Source organism: Arthrobacter sp. (assembly GCF_048266065.1).
GTDB lineage: Bacteria > Actinomycetota > Actinomycetes > Actinomycetales > Micrococcaceae > Arthrobacter_H.
Map to the genome: position 1 here is coordinate 13,127 of NZ_JBLXAH010000014.1, position 17,745 is coordinate 30,871.

13 protein-coding genes are annotated in these 17,745 nt (G+C 68.5%); 10 read left to right on the forward strand and 3 right to left on the reverse strand.

The genetic code is table 11. From position 1 onward, the window contains the following. The first annotated feature begins 3 nt into the window (after positions 1-3). Positions 4-645 (forward strand): DsbA family protein, encoded by a 642-nt coding sequence (locus ACN0TP_RS17130; protein WP_417220971.1) that lies wholly within the window; start codon positions 4-6, stop codon positions 643-645. A 101-nt stretch (positions 646-746) separates the two neighbouring features. Here the strand turns inward: ACN0TP_RS17130 and valS are convergent, their stop codons facing one another. Continuing rightward, on the reverse strand, positions 747-3,374 hold the full coding sequence (gene valS, locus ACN0TP_RS17135; protein ID WP_417220974.1) for a valine--tRNA ligase: 2,628 nt from the start codon (positions 3,372-3,374) through the stop codon (positions 747-749). Positions 3,375-3,491: 117 nt separating this feature from the next. Between valS and ACN0TP_RS17140 the strand changes: the two genes are divergently transcribed. Continuing rightward, a complete protein-coding gene (locus ACN0TP_RS17140; protein WP_417220977.1) occupies positions 3,492-3,848 on the forward strand; it encodes a DUF488 domain-containing protein in 357 nt (118 codons plus the stop codon). Here the strand turns inward: ACN0TP_RS17140 and ACN0TP_RS17145 are convergent. After that, positions 3,845-5,467, reverse strand: coding sequence for a carboxylesterase/lipase family protein (locus ACN0TP_RS17145; RefSeq protein WP_417220979.1), 1,623 nt, complete (start codon positions 5,465-5,467; stop codon positions 3,845-3,847). The genes ACN0TP_RS17140 and ACN0TP_RS17145 overlap by 4 nt on opposite strands. Before the next feature lie 162 nt (positions 5,468-5,629). Between ACN0TP_RS17145 and ACN0TP_RS17150 the strand changes: the two genes are divergently transcribed. The 5 genes from ACN0TP_RS17150 (at position 5,630) to ndk (ending at position 12,225) form a co-directional block, all read left to right on the forward strand. Continuing rightward, entirely contained in the window at positions 5,630-6,397 is a 768-nt protein-coding gene (locus ACN0TP_RS17150) for an SDR family oxidoreductase (protein WP_417220982.1), read from the forward strand. Positions 6,398-6,695: 298 nt separating this feature from the next. Further along, positions 6,696-9,953 carry an isoleucine--tRNA ligase gene (ileS, locus tag ACN0TP_RS17155; RefSeq protein ID WP_417220985.1) on the forward strand — a complete coding sequence of 1,086 codons (3,258 nt, stop codon included), beginning with the start codon at positions 6,696-6,698 and terminating at the stop codon, positions 9,951-9,953. After that, positions 9,954-11,315 carry a bifunctional folylpolyglutamate synthase/dihydrofolate synthase gene (locus tag ACN0TP_RS17160; RefSeq protein ID WP_417220988.1) on the forward strand — a complete coding sequence of 454 codons (1,362 nt, stop codon included), beginning with the start codon at positions 9,954-9,956 and terminating at the stop codon, positions 11,313-11,315. Positions 11,316-11,320: 5 nt separating this feature from the next. Continuing rightward, a complete protein-coding gene (locus ACN0TP_RS17165; RefSeq protein WP_417220989.1) occupies positions 11,321-11,767 on the forward strand; it encodes a DUF4233 domain-containing protein in 447 nt (148 codons plus the stop codon). 41 nt (positions 11,768-11,808) lie between these two features. Next, entirely contained in the window at positions 11,809-12,225 is a 417-nt protein-coding gene (gene ndk / locus ACN0TP_RS17170) for a nucleoside-diphosphate kinase (RefSeq protein WP_417220991.1), read from the forward strand. 79 nt (positions 12,226-12,304) lie between these two features. On the opposite strand, the gene ACN0TP_RS17175 is transcribed toward ndk, so the two are convergent. Further along, positions 12,305-12,952 carry a vitamin K epoxide reductase family protein gene (locus tag ACN0TP_RS17175; protein ID WP_417220993.1) on the reverse strand — a complete coding sequence of 216 codons (648 nt, stop codon included), beginning with the start codon at positions 12,950-12,952 and terminating at the stop codon, positions 12,305-12,307. Positions 12,953-13,370: 418 nt separating this feature from the next. Between ACN0TP_RS17175 and ACN0TP_RS17180 the strand changes: the two genes are divergently transcribed. The 3 genes from ACN0TP_RS17180 (at position 13,371) to rpmA (ending at position 17,689) form a co-directional block, all read left to right on the forward strand. After that, positions 13,371-16,772, forward strand: coding sequence for an Rne/Rng family ribonuclease (locus tag ACN0TP_RS17180; RefSeq protein WP_417220995.1), 3,402 nt, complete (start codon positions 13,371-13,373; stop codon positions 16,770-16,772). Positions 16,773-17,082: 310 nt separating this feature from the next. Beyond that, complete coding sequence (gene rplU, locus ACN0TP_RS17185; protein ID WP_417220997.1) at positions 17,083-17,388, forward strand: 50S ribosomal protein L21; 306 nt, start codon at positions 17,083-17,085, stop codon at positions 17,386-17,388. 46 nt (positions 17,389-17,434) lie between these two features. Beyond that, complete coding sequence (rpmA, locus tag ACN0TP_RS17190; protein WP_372699120.1) at positions 17,435-17,689, forward strand: 50S ribosomal protein L27; 255 nt, start codon at positions 17,435-17,437, stop codon at positions 17,687-17,689. Positions 17,690-17,745: the final 56 nt, after the last annotated feature.

A 17,745-nucleotide genomic window follows, 5' to 3' on the forward strand; every position in this document is an offset into this window, starting at 1 on the left:
CACATGTCCGAGAAAACGTCAGTTGACTTCTGGTTTGACCCGATCTGCCCCTTTGCCTGGGCGACATCGCGGTGGATCCTCGAGGTCGAGAAGGTCCGCGACATCACCGTGAACTGGCACGTCATGAGCCTCGCGGTGCTGAATGAGGACAAGGACGTCGACCCGGAATACCGCAAGGGTCTTGAAAGTGCCTGGGCTCCGGTCCGCGTGATCATCGCAGCAGCCGAAGCCCATGGCGAAGCGGTCATCGGTGACCTCTACACCGCGATGGGCGAACTCATCCACTATGAGGGCGTCAAGGACCGCGCCCAGGTGGTCGAGCGTGCCCTTGAGCGTGTCGGCCTGCCCGCCGAGCTGGCCCAGGCCGCCGAAACCGACGCCCACGACACCGCCCTGCGTGCCAGCCACGACGAAGGCATCTCCAAGGTCGGCCAAGACGTGGGCACCCCCGTGGTCGCCCTGAACGGCACCGCGTTCTTCGGCCCCGTGATCACCCGGGTTCCCGAGGGCGAGGAAGCAGGACGCCTGTTCGACGCCTCCGTGACCCTGGCCTCGTTCCCGTACTTCTTCGAGATAAAGCGCAGCCGCACCGAGAACCCCCAGTTCGAGCAGGCCAAGCAGTTCGAGCAGGCGAACGCCTCCTAGCCACCGCGCCGCACCCCCCTCGTGGGGGTGCCGGGTGACGGATATGGAGCGGGCCCCGACGGATACCGTCGGGGCCCGCTCCACGTCCGGAGGCAGTGGAACTAGCCCTGTGCCGGTTCCTCGGCGGGGGCCAACACCACGTCGGAGACCAGGAGCTCGGTGCCCTCGACGCGGAGTTGAAGATCCAGCGCATTGCCCGCGGCCAGCAGGTCACCCAGGCCCGCGCGAACCTGCGCGATGACCCCTTCGGGGCCGCTGACGACGCCGGAGAGCACCTGGGTGCGCTGCTTGACCTTCGCCTCGGACTTCGACTTGCGGATGCCGCCCAGGGCAACGCCGACTGTCGGCAGGACCGCGGTGTCGGCACCTTCCACGGCGCCGGCCAGGTGCGCGTTGGTCGGCCAGCTGGCACGGTGCACCGAACCGGAACGCCACCAGCCCCAGACCTCCTCGGTCGCAAACGGCAGGAACGGTGCGAAGAGTCGCAGCACGGCATCCAGGGTGGTCGCCAGGGCGGCCAGCACCGAAGCCTGCTCCTCGTCGCCGCGGGCACCATAGGCACGATCCTTGACGAGCTCGACGTAGTCGTCGGTGAACGACCAGAAGAAGGACTCGACGATGTCCAGTGCCCGGGCGTAGTCATACGTCCCGAACGCCCGATCGGCCTCCTCGATGACCTCCGACAACCGGGCCAGCAACGAGCGGTCCAGGCCGTTGGTGACCAGGTGCGCATCGCCGTCGAGCACATTGGCCTGCGTGGCTCCCAGGTTCAGGACGAACTTGGAGGCGTTGAGGATCTTGATCGCCAACCGGCGCCCGATCTTCATCTGCGCGACCTCGTAGGCGGTGTCGGCACCCAGCTTGGCCGAGGCCGCCCAGTAGCGCACCGCGTCGGCACCAAAGTCGTTCAGGACATCGGTGGGGACGACGACGTTGCCCTTGGACTTGGACATCTTCTTGCGGTCCGGGTCCAGGATCCAGCCCGAGATGGCCGCGTGCTTCCACGGGACACAGCCGTGCAGGGCGTCCGCGCGCACCGCGCTGGAGAACAGCCAGGTGCGGATGATGTCGTGGCCCTGCGGGCGCAGGTCGAAGGGGAAGACCTTGGCGAAGAACTCGTCGTCACGGCTCCAGCGGCCCACGATCTGCGGGGTCAATGACGAGGTGGCCCAGGTATCCAGGACGTCGGCGTCGCCGGTGAACCCACCGGGGACATCGCGCTGTTCCGCTGAGTAGCCCGGGGCCGCCTCCGCCACCGGGTCCACGGGCAGCTGGTCGTCGGCCGGCAGGATCGGCTTGTCGTACTCGGGGTTGCCGTCGGCATCGAGCGGGTACCAGACGGGGATCGGGACCCCGAAGAAACGCTGGCGGGAGACCAGCCAGTCGCCGTTGAGGCCGTTGACCCAGTTCGTGTAGCGCGAGCGCATGAATTCGGGGTGGAACTCGATTTCCTGGCCCCGGCCGACCAACCGGTCACGGCGTTCGGCATCACGTCCGCCGTTGCGGATGTACCACTGGCGGGAACTGACCACCTCCAGGGGCTTGTCGCCCTTCTCGAAGAAGTTCACCGGGTGCGTGATCTTGCGCGGTTCGCCGTCGAGCAACCCGGCCTCGGTGAGCATGCCGGCGACGGCCTCCTTGGCGGAGAACACCGTCTTGCCGGCGATGGCCGCGTAGGCCTCGCGGCCGGCCTCGGTGGTGATCCACTCCGGGGTGTCGCCGATGACTCGGCCGTCGCGGCCGATGATCGCGCGGGTCGGCAGCTGCAGCTCACGCCACCAGGTGACGTCGGTCAGATCGCCGAAGGTGCAGACCATGGCGATGCCCGAGCCCTTGTCGGCCTTCGCCAACGGGTGCGGGTGGACCTCGACCTCCACACCGAACAGCGGGGAGGTGACCTTCTTTCCGAACAACGGCTGGTAGCGCTCGTCATCCGGGTTCGCCACCAGGCCGGCACAGGCCGCCAGCAGTTCGGGGCGGGTGGTCTCGATGTAGATCTTCGTTCCGTCCTCGGCGAAGAACGGGTAGCGGTAGTAGGCGCCGGCGACCTCACGGTCTTCCAGCTCGGCCTGGGCCACAGCTGTGCGGAACGTGACATCCCACAGGGTGGGGGCTTCGGCCATGTAGGCGTCCCCGTCGGTGAGGTTCTTCAGGAAGGCCCGCTGGGACACCGCGCGTGAGGTGTCATCGATGGTGCGGTAGGTCAGGTTCCAGTCGACGGAGAGCCCGAGCGTGCTGAACAGGTGCTCGAAGACCTTTTCGTCCTCGACGGCGAGCTCCTCGCAGAGTTCGATGAAGTTGCGGCGGGAGACCTGGTCCCAGTCGCGCTGGTTCTTCGCCGGGGTGGCCGGGGGACGGTAACCGGCGTCGTAGGCGATCTTCGGGTCGCAGCGCACGCCGTAGTAGTTCTGCACGCGGCGCTCGGTGGGCAGGCCGTTGTCGTCCCAGCCCATCGGGTAGAAGACGTTCTTGCCGTTCATGCGCTGGTAGCGCGCCAACACGTCGGTCTGCGTATAGGAGAACATGTGTCCCACGTGCAGGGAACCCGATGCCGTCGGTGGGGGAGTGTCGATCGAGTAGACGGCCTCGCGGTCGGTCTCGGGGTTGAATGCGTAGGTCCCGTCCTGGCGCCATTGCAGTGAGAGCCTCTCTTCGAGGCCCTCCAGTGCGGGCTTGTCGGGGACGGAAACGGTTGCGGGCGTGTCTGTGCCCAAGTTCTGTTCAGCCATGTCCGCCATTCTCCCATGTCGGCGGGCCGGACTCGACCCGGGCCGCGGGACGGTGCACTTCTCCACATCCGGACGTGCACCGGCCCACGCGATGGCATTTCGGCCTACCATCGGAACATGGGCAAGATCAGATTGCAGCGGGCCTACGAGGCACCCAATGGTGGATATCGCATCCTGGTCGACCGGCTGTGGCCGCGTGGCGTCGCGAAGGAGGACGCTGAACTGGACGAATGGGCCAAGGACGTGGCCCCCTCCCAGGAACTGCGCACCTGGTTCAACCACCGGGACCACCGGTTCGAGGAATTCAGGGAACGCTACATCGCGGAACTGGAGGACGGCCCGGCCAGCGAGGCCGTCGAACGCCTGATGGCGGTGGCCGCGGAGCACGACGACGTGGTGCTCGTGTATTCGACGAAGGACGAGGAACACAACAACGCAGTGGTCTTGTTGGATTTCCTCGACGATAACCTCTAGGCAGGGGACTCCGGGCGTGATGGCGGACCCGGCCGTCCTCCGAGCTCGGGGAGGAACCCGTCCCAGGCGCGACGGCGGTCGTGGTGCGGATCGGCTTGGACCCTGTCGTGGTCGTCGATGATCAACGTGGCCCTGGTTTTTTGGGTGTAGGCCGGCCAGGAGGCATGCGTGCCACCGGTTTCGGCGAACCGCAGCCACCTTCGGCGCATGCGCACACCCGCCTGGATGTAGGAGGCGCGACCGCCGAGCGAGGTGAAGGTGCGGGCCAAGGGCTCGTCCACGCTGTCGAAGAGGGTGAACATCTCGACTCCATGGGTGGCGTCCAGACCCACCATCCGCAGCAGGCGCGGCGCCAGGTCAAAGCGGTAGGCATATACCGGCGCGAAGGCCGAATGGAAGTCCGCCACCCGGGTGGTCGGATACCAGAACCCATAATCCCCGCCGAAGTCCGCAGCAGACCGCCAGCGCGGCAGCCCCGGGTAGGCGTCGCGCATGATGCGCCGGGTATCGGCCGGCGCCCGTTCGAAGATGGCCCGGATGCGTGTCGAGGATTCCGGCAGGATGTCCATCCTGCCGCGGAAGATCGTCCCCTCGCGCTCATTGGTGCCGATGATCAACGGGACGCGTGCGGCCCATCCCGCCCGGATGGCCCTGATGGGTGCCTCCGGGACGAGTCCGCCGTCCACGACGGGCGCGAAGCAGAACGCCCCGGGGTAGGCCTCGGGGGTCCGTTCCTGCAGTTCGTTCGCCGCGGTGAGCAGCTCGGCCACGGTCGCCTCGAACAACCGGTCCGGCCCCGGTGCCCCGCCCAGCAGATCCATGAACTCCCGGGCCCACCGTGCCGCCAGGTCCGCCGGGTACACGGCATTGGCGGGGGCGCTCTGGGCGATGGCCCGGTGGAAGAGCCCACGCGCCGCGGGCACGGCAAGCAACGTGGTCACCGCGTTGGCACCGGCCGACTCGCCGAAGACCGTCACCCGGTCCGGATCCCCACCGAAGGCGGCGATGTTGTCCCTGACCCACATCAGCGCCGCCACCTGGTCGCGCAGTCCGAGGTTGCCCTCGATCGGCCGCAGGGCCGAGGAGTACCGGGTGAAGTCGAGATAGCCCAACGGCCCCAGCCGGTAGTTGAAGCTCACGAACACGACCCGGCCGGTGCGCACGAAGCCCTCGCCCTCACCGGAGAAATCCTGCGAGGAACCCCTGTAGTAGCCACCTCCGTGGATGTAGACCATCACCGGAAGACGCTCGTCATGGCGCACGGCCGGGGCATGGACGTTGATGGACAGGCAATCCTCGTCCCCGGGCGGTGGGGCCGTGGCCCGGCCGATCCGTGCCCTGGAGGGCTGCGGTGCCATGGGACCGAATCCGGAGGCATCGCGCACGCCCTGCCACGGCTTCACCGCCTCCGGTGCCCTCAGGCGCAACCGCCCGATGGGTGGGGCGGCGTAGGGCATGCCGCGCCAGGCGAGCAGACCGCCCTCCCGGACACCGCGGACCGTCCCGCCGGTGACCATCACGTCAAGGCCCGGCTCGGCCCGCTCCACCGGTTTGCCCGCTGCCTGAATCCCCGCGTCCCGGCCGGGGGTGCGTCGGTGGTGGTGCTCCTGGTCTGGCATGGCGTGTGGCTACCCTCCGACGAAACGGACGCCGGTGCCCTTCCGTGGCCCGGCACCTCCAGTTGACACCCCGAGGGGCCGCGGATGGAAGGCCCCCGTTCCCCGGCAGCGCCTGGAGTCATGTGTGTGCCGTCCCGCTCCGTCCATGATTAAGCTGGATTCATGACTTCCACCCACGAACAGAGCCCGAAAACCGCAGTCGTCACCGGTGCCAGCACCGGCATCGGCGAGGCAACGGCCCGCATGCTCGCCCACCGGGGCTGGACCGTGTATGCGGTCGCCCGTCGCGCCGACCGTCTCGAGGCCCTGGCCGAGGGCACCGGCAACATCGTCGCAGTGCCCGCCGACATCACCGAGGACGACGACGTGGCCCGGCTGCTGGCCACGGCCACCCAGGGAGGCGGCATCGACACGCTGGTCAACATCGCAGGCGGTGCCCGCGGGGTGGACCACATCGCCGACGCGAAGACCGCGGACTGGGAGTGGATGTACCGGGTCAACGTCCTGGGCACCATGAAGGTCACCCGGGCCTTCCTGCCGATGCTCCGCGCCCACGGTGAGGGGACCATCCTGAACCTGACCTCGACCGCCGGGTTGGCCGGCTACGAGGGCGGTGCCGGTTACAACGCCGCCAAGTTCGCCGAGCGTGGCATGACGCAGGCCCTGCGTTTGGAAGAGGTCGGGAACAACATCCGCGTCATCGAGGTCCTGCCCGGCCTGGTCCACACCGAGGAGTTCTCGCTGAACCGCCTCGGGGACCGCTCCGCAGCTGAGAAGGTCTACGCGGGGGTGGAGAAACCGCTGACCGCCGACGATGTGGCCGAAGTCGTCGTCCACTCCGTGGCGCTTCCGCACCACGTGAACCTGGACGAGATCGTCATCCGCCCGGTCGCCCAGGCGGCGAACCACAAGATCATCCGTTCCAGCTGAGGCGCCGTCGTGCCCTGCAGGGCCCGGGGGATCGGTTAGACTGGAGGGACCAGCTATGACCCGGCCATCACCGGCGAGCTTCCGGAAGAACGGCCAGCCCCTGCGGGCCCAGTAGAACCGGGCGGATGGGCGCGTCAGAGCCCACATGGAGCGGTTCGTGCGCCGCGCCCCACGGGGTCGGACACGGACAAGCGGGGTGGTACCGCGAGCACCGGCGACAGAGCGCCGGGAATCGTCCCCGCATCGAGACGAGCAGGCGCGGACAACCCACGCCCCACCGATGCGAGGACAGCCGCTGATGAGCATGTATCCCAAGGCCTCCACAGATCCCCAGGGCGTGACGCCCACGTCGCCGCGTTTCCCCGAGATCGAGGAACGCGTGCTGGAGTACTGGGACGCCGACCAGACCTTCCAGGCCTCCATCGACGCGCGCCCGGCCGGCACCGACGGCTCCAACGAGTTCGTCTTCTACGACGGCCCGCCCTTCGCCAACGGCCTGCCCCACTACGGGCACCTGCTCACCGGCTACGTCAAGGACCTCGTCGCCCGCTACCAGACCCAGCGCGGCAAGCGCGTGGAACGCCGGTTCGGCTGGGACACCCACGGGCTGCCCGCCGAACTGGAGGCGATGAAGCAGCTGGGCATGACCGACAAGAAGCAGATCGAGGCCATGGGCATCGACAAGTTCAACGATGCCTGCCGCTCCTCCGTCATGAAGTACGCCGGCGAATGGCAGGAATACGTCACCCGCCAGGCCCGCTGGGTCGACTTCGACAACGACTACAAGACCCTGAACGTCGAGTACATGGAATCGGTGCTCTGGGCGTTCAAGCAGCTGCACACCCAGGGCCTGACCTACAACGGCTACCGCGTGCTGCCCTACTGCTGGAAGGACGAGACCCCGCTCTCCAACCACGAGCTGCGCATGGACGACGACGTCTACAAGGACCGCCAGGACCAGACAGTCACCGTCACCTTCGAACTGCTGCCCGGCGACTCCGCGATCTCGCGTGAGCTGGCCGGCACCCAGGCCATCGCCTGGACCACCACCCCGTGGACCCTGCCCACCAACCAGGCCCTCGCCGTCGGACCGCAGGTGCGCTACGCCGTCGTGCCCGTGGGCCCGAACGGCTCACCGGCGGCGGGGGAGCGGTTCCTGCTCGCCGAGGACCTCGTCGGCGCCCACGCCAAGGACCTCGGGTACGACGACGGTGCTGCCGCGGCCGCCGCGGTCACCACCACCTACGCGGGCACCGAACTGGCCGGCATCGCCTACCGGCGCCTCTGGGACTACTTCGCCGACGCCGAAACCTACGGGACGGCCAACGCCTGGAAGATCCTCGTTGCCGACTATGTCACCACCACAGACGGCACCGGGATCGTCCACCAGGCCCCCGCCTACGGCGAGGAGGACCAGAACATCTGCGAGGCCAACGGCATCCCCGTGGTCCTCTCGGTGGACGAGGGCGCCAGGTTCCTGCCGCTGTTCGCCCACGGACCGCTGGCCGAGATCGCCGGCGTGCAGGTGTTCGACGCGAACAAGGCCATCACCCGGGTGCTGCGCGACTCCGGCCGGCTGCTGCGCCAGGCCAGCTACGTGCACTCCTACCCGCACTGCTGGCGTTGCCGCACCCCGCTGATCTACCGCGCCATCTCCTCCTGGTACGTCGAGGTCACCGCGTTCAAGGACCGGATGTCCGAGCTGAACCAGGAGATCAACTGGATCCCGTCCAACGTCAAGGACGGCCAGTTCGGCAAGTGGTTGGCCAACGCCCGCGACTGGTCGATCAGCCGCAACCGGTACTGGGGCAGCCCCATCCCGGTGTGGGTCTCGGACAACCCCGATTTCCCGCGCACCGACGTGTACGGATCGCTCGCGGAGATGGAGGCCGACTTCGGCCGGTTGCCGGTGAACAACAACGGCAACGTTGACCTGCACCGCCCGTTCATCGACGAACTGACCCGCCCCAACCCGGATGACCCCACAGGGGCCTCCACCATGCGCCGGGTCGAGGACGTGCTGGACGTCTGGTTCGATTCGGGCTCCATGCCGTATGGCCAGGTGCACTACCCGTTCGAGAACGGCGAATGGTTCGACACCCACAACCCGGCGGACTTCATCGTCGAGTACATCGGGCAGACCCGCGGCTGGTTCTACATGCTGCACATCCTCTCCACCGCCCTGTTCGACCGCCCTGCCTTCCGCAACGTCATCAGCCACGGGATCGTGCTGGGCTCGGACGGGCAGAAGATGTCCAAGTCGCTGCGCAACTACCCGGATGTCACCGAGGTGCTGGACCGCGACGGCTCCGACGCCATGCGCTGGTTCCTGATGTCCAGCCCCATCCTGCGCGGCGGCAACCTGGTCGTCACCGAACAGGGCATCCGCGATGGGGTCCGCCAGGTCATCCTGCCGCTGTGGAACGTCTACAGCTTCTTCACCCTCTACACGAACTCCGCCAACGGCGGCGCCGGGTACGAGGCGAAGTTGCGCCACGACGGCTACACCGACCCGCTGGACACCTACCTGCTGGCCAACACCGGCGCCCTGGTCTCCGAGGTCGGGGCCCGGCTGGACGACTACGACGTCTCCGGGGCCTGCGACGCGCTGCGCTCCTACCTGGACATGCTCACCAACTGGTACGTCAGGCGCAGCCGCGACCGCTTCTTCGCCGAGGACACCGACGCGTTCGACGCCCTGCACACCGCCCTGGAGGCCCTGTGCCGGGTCGCGGCCCCGCTGCTGCCACTGGTCACCGAGGAGATCTGGCGTGGCCTCACCGGCGGTCGTTCGGTCCACCTGACCGACTGGCCCGACGCCGCCGTCTTCGGCGAGGACGCGGCGCTGGTGGAGCGCATGGACCTCATCCGGCAGATCTGCTCCACCGGGTCCAGCCTGCGCAAGGCGGCGAAGCTGCGGGTGCGCCTGCCCCTGCAACAGCTCACCGTCGTCGTGCCCGGTGCCGCCGACCTTCAATCCGGTGCCGACACGATCGCCGAGGAGCTGAACCTGCGCCAGGTGCGCCTGGTCGACGCCGCCGACGCCTCACCGGAGGAGTTCGGCATCGAGCAGAAGCTCGTCGTCAACGCCCGCGCCGCCGGGCCGCGGCTGGGCAAGAACGTCCAGGTGGCCATCAAGGGCTCCAAGTCGGGGGACTGGTCGGTCGCCGACGGCGTCGTCACCTCCGGCGGGCTTGCCCTGGAACCGTCCGAATACACGCTGGAGACCGTGGTCTCCGACGCGCACGACGGCGGCTCCACGGCTGTCTCGATGCTCCCCGGCGGCGGATTCGTCGTCCTGGACACCGAGGTCACCGCCGAACTGGAGGCCGAGGGCACCGCCCGCGACCTGGTCCGGGCCATCCAGCAGGCCCGCAAGGACGCCGAACTGCACGTCAGCGACCGCATCCTCACCACCATCAGCGCCCCGCAGGACGTCATCGACGCCCTGCACGCCAACGCCGAACTGGTGCGCCGCGAAACCCTGAGCGTCGAACTGGACCTGGTCCCGGGCGACGTCGACACCACCATCTCCGTGGAACGGACGGTTGCCTGAATGAGCCAAGAACACGACGCCTTCTCCGTCGAGAGCGTGTACGCCGAACTGCTCGGCCGTGCACCGGAGAACAAGATGGAACCGCGCATGGAGCCGATGTTCCGGGCCATGGAGATCCTCGGCGAGCCGAACAAGGCCATGCCGATCATCCACGTGACCGGCACCAACGGCAAGACCTCCACCGCGCGCATCATCGAGGCCCTGCTGCTGGCCCACGACCTGCGGGTGGGCCGATACACCAGCCCGCACCTGTCCAGCGTCACCGAACGCATCTGCCTGGACGGCGAACCCGTGCCGGACGAGGTGTTCGTGCGGATCTGGGACGAGATCCGCCCCTACCTGGCGATCGTCGACGCCGAACTGGACGAGCAGGGGCTGGTCCCGCTGACCTACTTCGAGGCGCTGACCATCCTGGGCTACGCCATCTTCGCCGACGCCCCGGTCGACGTGGCGGTCATCGAGGTGGGCCTGGGCGGGATCACCGACGCGACCAACGTCGGGGACGGCCAGGTCTCCGTCGTCACCCCGATCTCGCTGGACCACACCGAGCTGCTCGGCGACACCGTGCGGGACATCGCCCTGGAGAAGTCGGGCATCATCAAGCCAGGTGGCTTCCTGGTCTCCTCCGCCCAGGAGCCCGAGGCCGCCCAGGTGCTGCTGGAGGCCGCCCGCGAACTCGAGGTCCCCTTCAGGTTCCAGGGGGTCGAATTCGGCGTCGAGTCCCGCACCCTGGCCGTGGGCGGGCAGAGCCTGGTCATCCAGGGCCTGGCCGGACGCTACGAGGACCTGGCCCTGCCGCTGCACGGCGCGCACCAGGCGCAGAACGCCGCAGTGGCCATCGCCGCCATGGAGGCCTTCCTCGGTGGCGGCCAGACGGCGTTGAACGAGGACCTGGTCCGCCAGGGCCTGGAGAACGTCGCCAGCCCCGGCCGGTTGGAGCTGATCCGCTCGGCCCCGACCCTCCTGGTCGACGCGGGCCACAACCCCGCGGGCCTGAAGGTCTCCGCCGATGCCGTCAAGGAGGCCTTCGGGTTCAGTGCGCTGGTGCTGGTGGTCGGCATCCTGGCCGAGAAGGACGCCCCGGCCATGCTCGAGACGCTCTACACCGAATACGGCGACCTGGTCCAGGACCTCTGCCTGACCCAATCCACCTCCCCGCGGGCCATCCCCGCCGGCGAACTGGGCGAAATGGCACTACGGGCCGGGTTCAAGGAGCAGGACCTGTACATCACCGAACGCCTGGACGACGCCCTGGAATGGGCCGTCGGACGCGCCGAGGCAACCGGGGACCTGGCCGGCGGTGTGCTGGTCACCGGGTCGATCACGCTCGTCGGCGAAGCACGCACCCTGTTAGGAAAATAGGCAACATGGCACGCATGACCAAAGCCCAACGCGAATGGCGTCCCGGGATGAAGAAGAAGCGGCGCTCCACCCGGGTGCTCTTCGCCTCCACCGTCCTGACCCTGGAAGCCGGCGTCGCCTTGTTCGCCACCCTGGCGGTCTTCGGGTTGTACCGCGAGAGCATCAGCCCGGCGCTGATCTTCCTGGTCGGGGGCTGGATCATGGCGGTGTGCATCCTGGCCTGCGCGTTCCTGTCCAAGCCGCTGGGCTACTGGATCGGCTGGGCGGTACAGATCCTGCTGATCCTGCTCGGTTTCGTGGATGCCTCCATGTTCGTCGTCGGCATCCTGTTTGCCGCCTGCTGGTGGTATGCCGTCACCAAGGGGGCCTCGATGGACCGCGACAACGCCCTCCGCGATGCGGCGCAGGCCCGGTGGGAAGCCGAGCACCCGGAGCCGGACGCCGAGCACTAGACTCGATACCGAACCGAACACCCCAACGAAGGAGCAACCGCGTGTCCACAGAACGCACCCTGGTACTGGTCAAGCCCGACGGCGTCAAGCGCCAGCTGACCGGTTCGATCCTGGCCCGTGTCGAGGCCAAGGGCTACCGCCTGGCCGAGCTCAAGCAGGTCACTGCCACTCGCGGGATCCTCGAGGCCCACTACGCGGAGCACGCGGGCAAGCCGTTCTACGAGCCGCTCGTCGAGTTCATGCTCTCCGGCCCCGTCGTCGCCGCCATCTTCGAGGGCGAGCGCGTCATCGAGGGCTTCCGCTCACTGGCCGGGACCACCGATCCCACCACGGCCGCCCCGGGCACCATCCGTGGAGACTTCGGCCGGGACTGGGGCGAAAAGGTCCAGCAGAATCTGGTGCACGGCTCCGACTCCGTGGAGTCCGCCGAGCGCGAGATCAGCATCTGGTTCTCCTGACCCGCCGGAACCACAAGGTACGACGCCGGCCAGGCACCTTCGCGGTGCCTGCCCCGCGTCGTACTGTGGCGGGGGCCCGCTAGCCGAAGAACGCGTCGGCGAACGCGAAGAGGATCGATCCGGCGCACAGCACCGCCAGCACCGCGGCGACGACCCAGTGCCACTCGGCCAGGAACCGCTGCAGGCCCGTGGGCGCCGGAATGACCCCGTGGATGATGTTCCGGGCCGTCGTATAGACGAAGAGCACGATCATCATCGCCCAGACCACCATGCAGTACGGGCACAGCACGTGGATCACGTACAGGGCCTGGAACCACAGCCAGCAGATCATCACCATCGCCAGCGTGATGCCCGTCTGCAGGCCCGCAAAATACCAGCGCGGCATCCTGGCCCCGGAGATCAGGGTGACGCCGATGGCCGCGACGACGGCGAAGCCCGCCACGCCGATCAGCGGGTTCGGGAACCCGAAGAGTTCTGCCTGGTGCGTCTGCATGACGGTGCCGCAGGACACCCAGGGGCTGATGTCACAGGAGGTGACATAGTTGGGGTCCTTGTAGATCTCCAACCGCTCCAGCGTCAACGTGCAGGCGGCGATCCAGCTGACGAACCCGGCGATGGCGAGGATCCACCCGAAGACGCGGTCCCGGGCGAAAGCGGGCACCGGGGCCTCGGTGGTCCGGACGGCGTCGGCGCGCTTCTCGGCAGGGCTGTGGGCTTCGTGGACCACGTGGGGCACTCCTCGGTTCCTGATGGCAGCACACCGGCTGGTGGCTCGTTCCCTACGAGTCTAGGGTGGTCTCCGGCGCTGGGCATGCACCATATGAGACAATGGCCGTGGTTGTCGGCGAATCCACAGTTTGCCTGCAACCCAACTGCAGGAATCCGGACCCGCAGCGATGGATCACCGCTGGCATCGGAGACGATGCCCACGGATGAATACCGCTGGCGGCCGCCGCAACAGAAAGCGGCTCGCCCGGAGGAACGCGTTGGTTTTCCGAGCACGCCGCACCCGCCCACGTTGGTGCACCCCGGGAAACAGCAACATTGACTTCCGGGAACCGGGCGGCCACCGAGGCCACGGTTCCCGAACCGATCGCCGGCGTCCCGGCTGTGGAAGGGTACTCCGGCTAGGAGTATGGCCTGACATGGAAGCATCGAACGAAGAACTGAACGAGTCGGCCCCGTCGTCCCTTCCGCTGGATCCGGCTGCAGCAACCCCGGCTGCCGAGGCAACCGCACCGGAGGCCAAGGCCCCCGCCAAGCGGGCGCCGCGCACCCGCAAGCCAGCGGCGAAGAAGACGGCCACGGAAGCCGCCGAGGCTGCCGACGACACCGCCGCCGCAGATACCGTTGCCGCCGACGAGCAGGCACCGGTGGAGAAGGCCAAGGCCCCCGCCAAGCGGGCGCCGCGCACCCGCAAGCCAGCGGCGAAGAAGACGGCCGCCGAGGCAGCCCCCGCCGCCGACGCCGTCGAAGACCAAGCCCCGGCCGAAGCCGCGGTGGAAGTGCCGCAGAAGCCCACACGGGCCCCGCGAACGCGCAAGAGCGCAGCGAAGACCACCGGGACGTCGGCTCCCGCGGCAGCTGAACCGGCAGTGGATGATGCGCCGGCAGCCCAAGCGCCGGCCACCGAAGACACCCCCGACACAGCAGCGACGGCGGCACCGCCGAAGGCCCGCCGCACCCGCAAGGCCCCCGCCCGCGCCGCCGCCGAGCCCGCCCCGGAGCAGACGCCGGCAGAACCCGCCCCGGCCACCACCGCTGCCGAAGAGCCCGCGGAACCCGAGGCCGCCGACGGCGCTGCCGGGGCATCACCGGTCGCCGATCCGTTCGCGGTCACCGGCTCCCCGGTCTCGGTGCTGTTCCAGGCCCCCGACCTGTCCACCGTCATCCCGGCGACACGCCCGGTCGAATCCTCCGAAACGGACCAGGACGGTGATGGCCCGGGCAACCGGAACCGGCAGGGGCGTCGCAATCGTTCGCGCTCGCGTGAGGAGTCGAACGGCTCCGGCGAGAACGCCGCCGATACCCAGGAAGGCGACGCAGAAGAGGGCAACGGGTCGGTCTCCCGCCGTCGTCGGCGCCGCCGTCGCGGGGATGCCGACCTGGAACTGACCGGCGGCCACGACGACGATCCGCCCAACACGGTCACCCGGGTCCGCGGCCCCCGCGCCGCCGCCGAGCCGGCGCCGTCGAACAAGGTCACCTCCGTGAAGGGTTCCACCCGGCTGGAGGCCAAACGCCAGCGCCGCCGTGACTCCCGCGATGCAGGACGCCGCCGCCACGTGATCACCGAGGCCGAGTTCCTGGCGCGCCGCGAATCAGTGGACCGGCAGATGGTGGTCCGCCAGCGCGAGGACCGCATCCAGATCGGCGTCCTGGAGGACGGCGTCCTGGCCGAGCACTTCGTGTCCAAGACCCAGCAGGACTCGCTGATCGGCAACGTCTACGTCGGCAAGGTGCAGAACGTGCTGCCGTCCATGGAGGCCGCCTTCATCGACATCGGTCGCGGCCGCAACGCCGTCCTCTACGCCGGTGAGGTCAACTGGGACGTCGCCGGGTTGGAAGGCCAGCCGCGGCGCATCGAGCACGCCCTGAAATCCGGCGACTCGGTGCTGGTGCAGGTCACCAAGGATCCCGTCGGACACAAGGGCGCCCGGCTGACCAGCCAGATCTCCCTGCCCGGCCGCTACCTGGTCTACGTGCCGGGCGGCTCCATGACCGGCATTTCACGCAAGCTGCCCGACGTCGAGCGCAACCGCCTGAAGAAGATCCTCAAGGACCACCTGCCGCAGAACGCCGGGGTCATCGTGCGCACCGCAGCCGAGGGTGCCAGCGAACAGGAGCTGATGAACGACATCAACCGCCTGCGCGCCCAGTGGGAGGGCATCGAGGCCGCCTCGACGTCGAACAAGACCACCCCGCCGGAACTGCTCTACGCGGAGCCGGACCTGACGATCAAGGTCGTCCGCGACGTCTTCAACGAGGACTTCACCAAGCTCATCGTCTCCGGCGAGGAAGCCTGGGACACCATCGAGGCCTACGTCATGTATGTGGCCCCCGACCTGATCGGCCGGTTGGAGAAGTGGACGTCGGAGACGGACATCTTCGCGTCCCATCGCATCGAGGAGCAGATCCACAAGGCGCTGGACCGCAAGGTCTTCCTGCCCTCCGGCGGCTCCCTGGTGATCGACCGCACCGAGGCCATGACCGTGGTGGACGTGAACACGGGGAAGTTCACCGGCAGTGGCGGCAACCTCGAGGAAACCGTCACCAAGAACAACCTCGAGGCGGCCGAGGAGATCGTGCGGCAGCTGCGCCTGCGCGACATCGGCGGCATCATCGTCATCGACTTCATCGACATGGTCCTCGAGGCCAACCGGGACCTGGTGCTGCGTCGCCTCGTCGAATGCCTGGGCCGCGACCGGACCAAGCACCAGGTCGCCGAGGTCACCTCGCTGGGCCTGGTGCAGATGACGCGCAAGCGCATGGGCACCGGACTGCTGGAGGTCTTCAGCGAGAACTGCGAGGCCTGCAACGGCCGCGGAGTCGTCACCCACGATGAGCCGGTCGAACATCGCCGCGCCTCGAACACCCCAGGTGATGGGGGCCAGCAGAAGCGCAACGACCGCAAACCGCGCAACGACCGCCGTCACGGCAAGAGCGGCGAAGCCGACCACACCACGGAGTTCACGGCACCGGAGCCCAAGGCACAGGACCCCGAGGCCGAGGCAAAGGCCGAGGCAGCCCGGGCCGCTTTCGCGTCGATCGCCGCAGCGGCCCACGCCGCCCACGATCAGGAGGGGGCCACGGACCAGCAGGCCGACAACGACGGCGGTTCCCCCGCCGCCTCGGAGGAATCCCCCGAGCACCAGCGCGAGGGCGGATCACGCCGTCGCGGTCGGGGCCGGGCCCGCGGCCGCGGACGCTCCGGTTCCGAGGAGACCCCCGCCCAGGGCGTCGCCGAGGACACGCGGCAGGCCCCGGCGCCGGCGGATGCGCCGGCCGCTGCCTCGCCAGCCGTGGCGCAGCCCGCACCGGACAGCGTGGAGGAAGAGGGCCCGCTGGTGAACCTGGCCGGTGAGGCCGTCAGGTTGCCGCGTGCGCGGCGCAGCCGCCGTGCCACCGCTCCGACCCAGGCGCCCGATTTGACGCTCGAATCGCTGAACTCCGCCTTCGGTGTGGCACCGGCGGCCGAGAAGTCCGCTCCGGCACCGGCCCAGATGGCACCGCAGGGCGCGCCGGCACCCGAGGCGACGCCAGCGCAGGCACCGGTGGCCGCGGAAGCTGCGGCCCCAGTGGCTCCGGAGGCCCCAGTGGCCCCGGCTGCTGCTCCGGCCCGTCGGGTGCGTCGCAGCCGCTCGGCTTCCAGCGCCCAGGGTGGTGCGAACATGCCGATCCAGCGCCAGGAGGCACCGGCGTCGTCCGCTGCTGCAGGATCCAGCCATGTCGCCAAGCTGGATGCCCCGGCCGCGGGAGCGAAGAAGGGCACCCCGGCCGAGGCGCCGGTCATGCTGGGCGTGGGCGTGCCGGCCGACCAGTTGTAGGCCACGGTGGCGGGGGACACCCCGTCGGATGGATCATGCGGGAGCGGGTTCCGGAGACTCCGGGCCCGCTCCCGCAGCGCACTGTCGGTCCTCCGGGAGCGGTCCGGTCGGCATCGAGGTCTTGACGACCCGCCGTGGAGGGGTGTATTTGCCCCGGCGGGACGAAATAGCGTAATCTAGATCCTCGGTGCATGCGCCGCTCATCGGATTTTTCCGCTCGGCGTGACAGCACAGCGCTTATCCCCGTTCACTTGAAACGGTGGAACGTGCGCGGTAAGAGTACTAGACGTCGAGAGAAGTGAGTTCCCAAGTGTACGCAATTGTCCGCGCAGGCGGCCGGCAGGAAAAGGTTTCCGTAGGAGATTGGGTCACCCTTGACCGCGTCCCCGAGGCAGCCGGTGGAACCATTGAGCTCCCCGCGTTGCTTCTGGTTGACGGCGACAAGGTCACGTCCGCTGCCGCCGATCTGGCGAAGGTCACCGTGACCGCCGAGGTCGTCGAAAACCTCCGCGGCCCGAAGATCGTCATCCAGAAGTACAAGAACAAGACCGGCTACAAGAAGCGCCAGGGTTTCCGTGCTGCGCTGACCAAGGTCAAGGTCACCTCCATCGCCTAAGGCGCCGGAGACCAGATAACCCACGATTCAAAGGTAGGCACATTCAATGGCACATAAGAAGGGCGCGAGCTCCACTCGCAACGGCCGCGATTCCAACGCTCAGTTCCTGGGCGTGAAGCGCTTCGGCGGCCAGGTCGTTTCCGCCGGCGAGATCATCGTTCGCCAGCGTGGCACGCACTTCCACCCCGGCGCCAACGTCGGCCGCGGTGGCGACGACACCCTGTTCGCACTGGCAGCCGGCTCGGTCGAGTTCGGCACCCGTCGCGGCCGTCGTGTCGTGAACATCGTCAACGCCGGCTAAGCAGGGCGTTACCGCATTTCGATAGACTGGAGGGTGGGCCGCACGGCCCGCCCTCC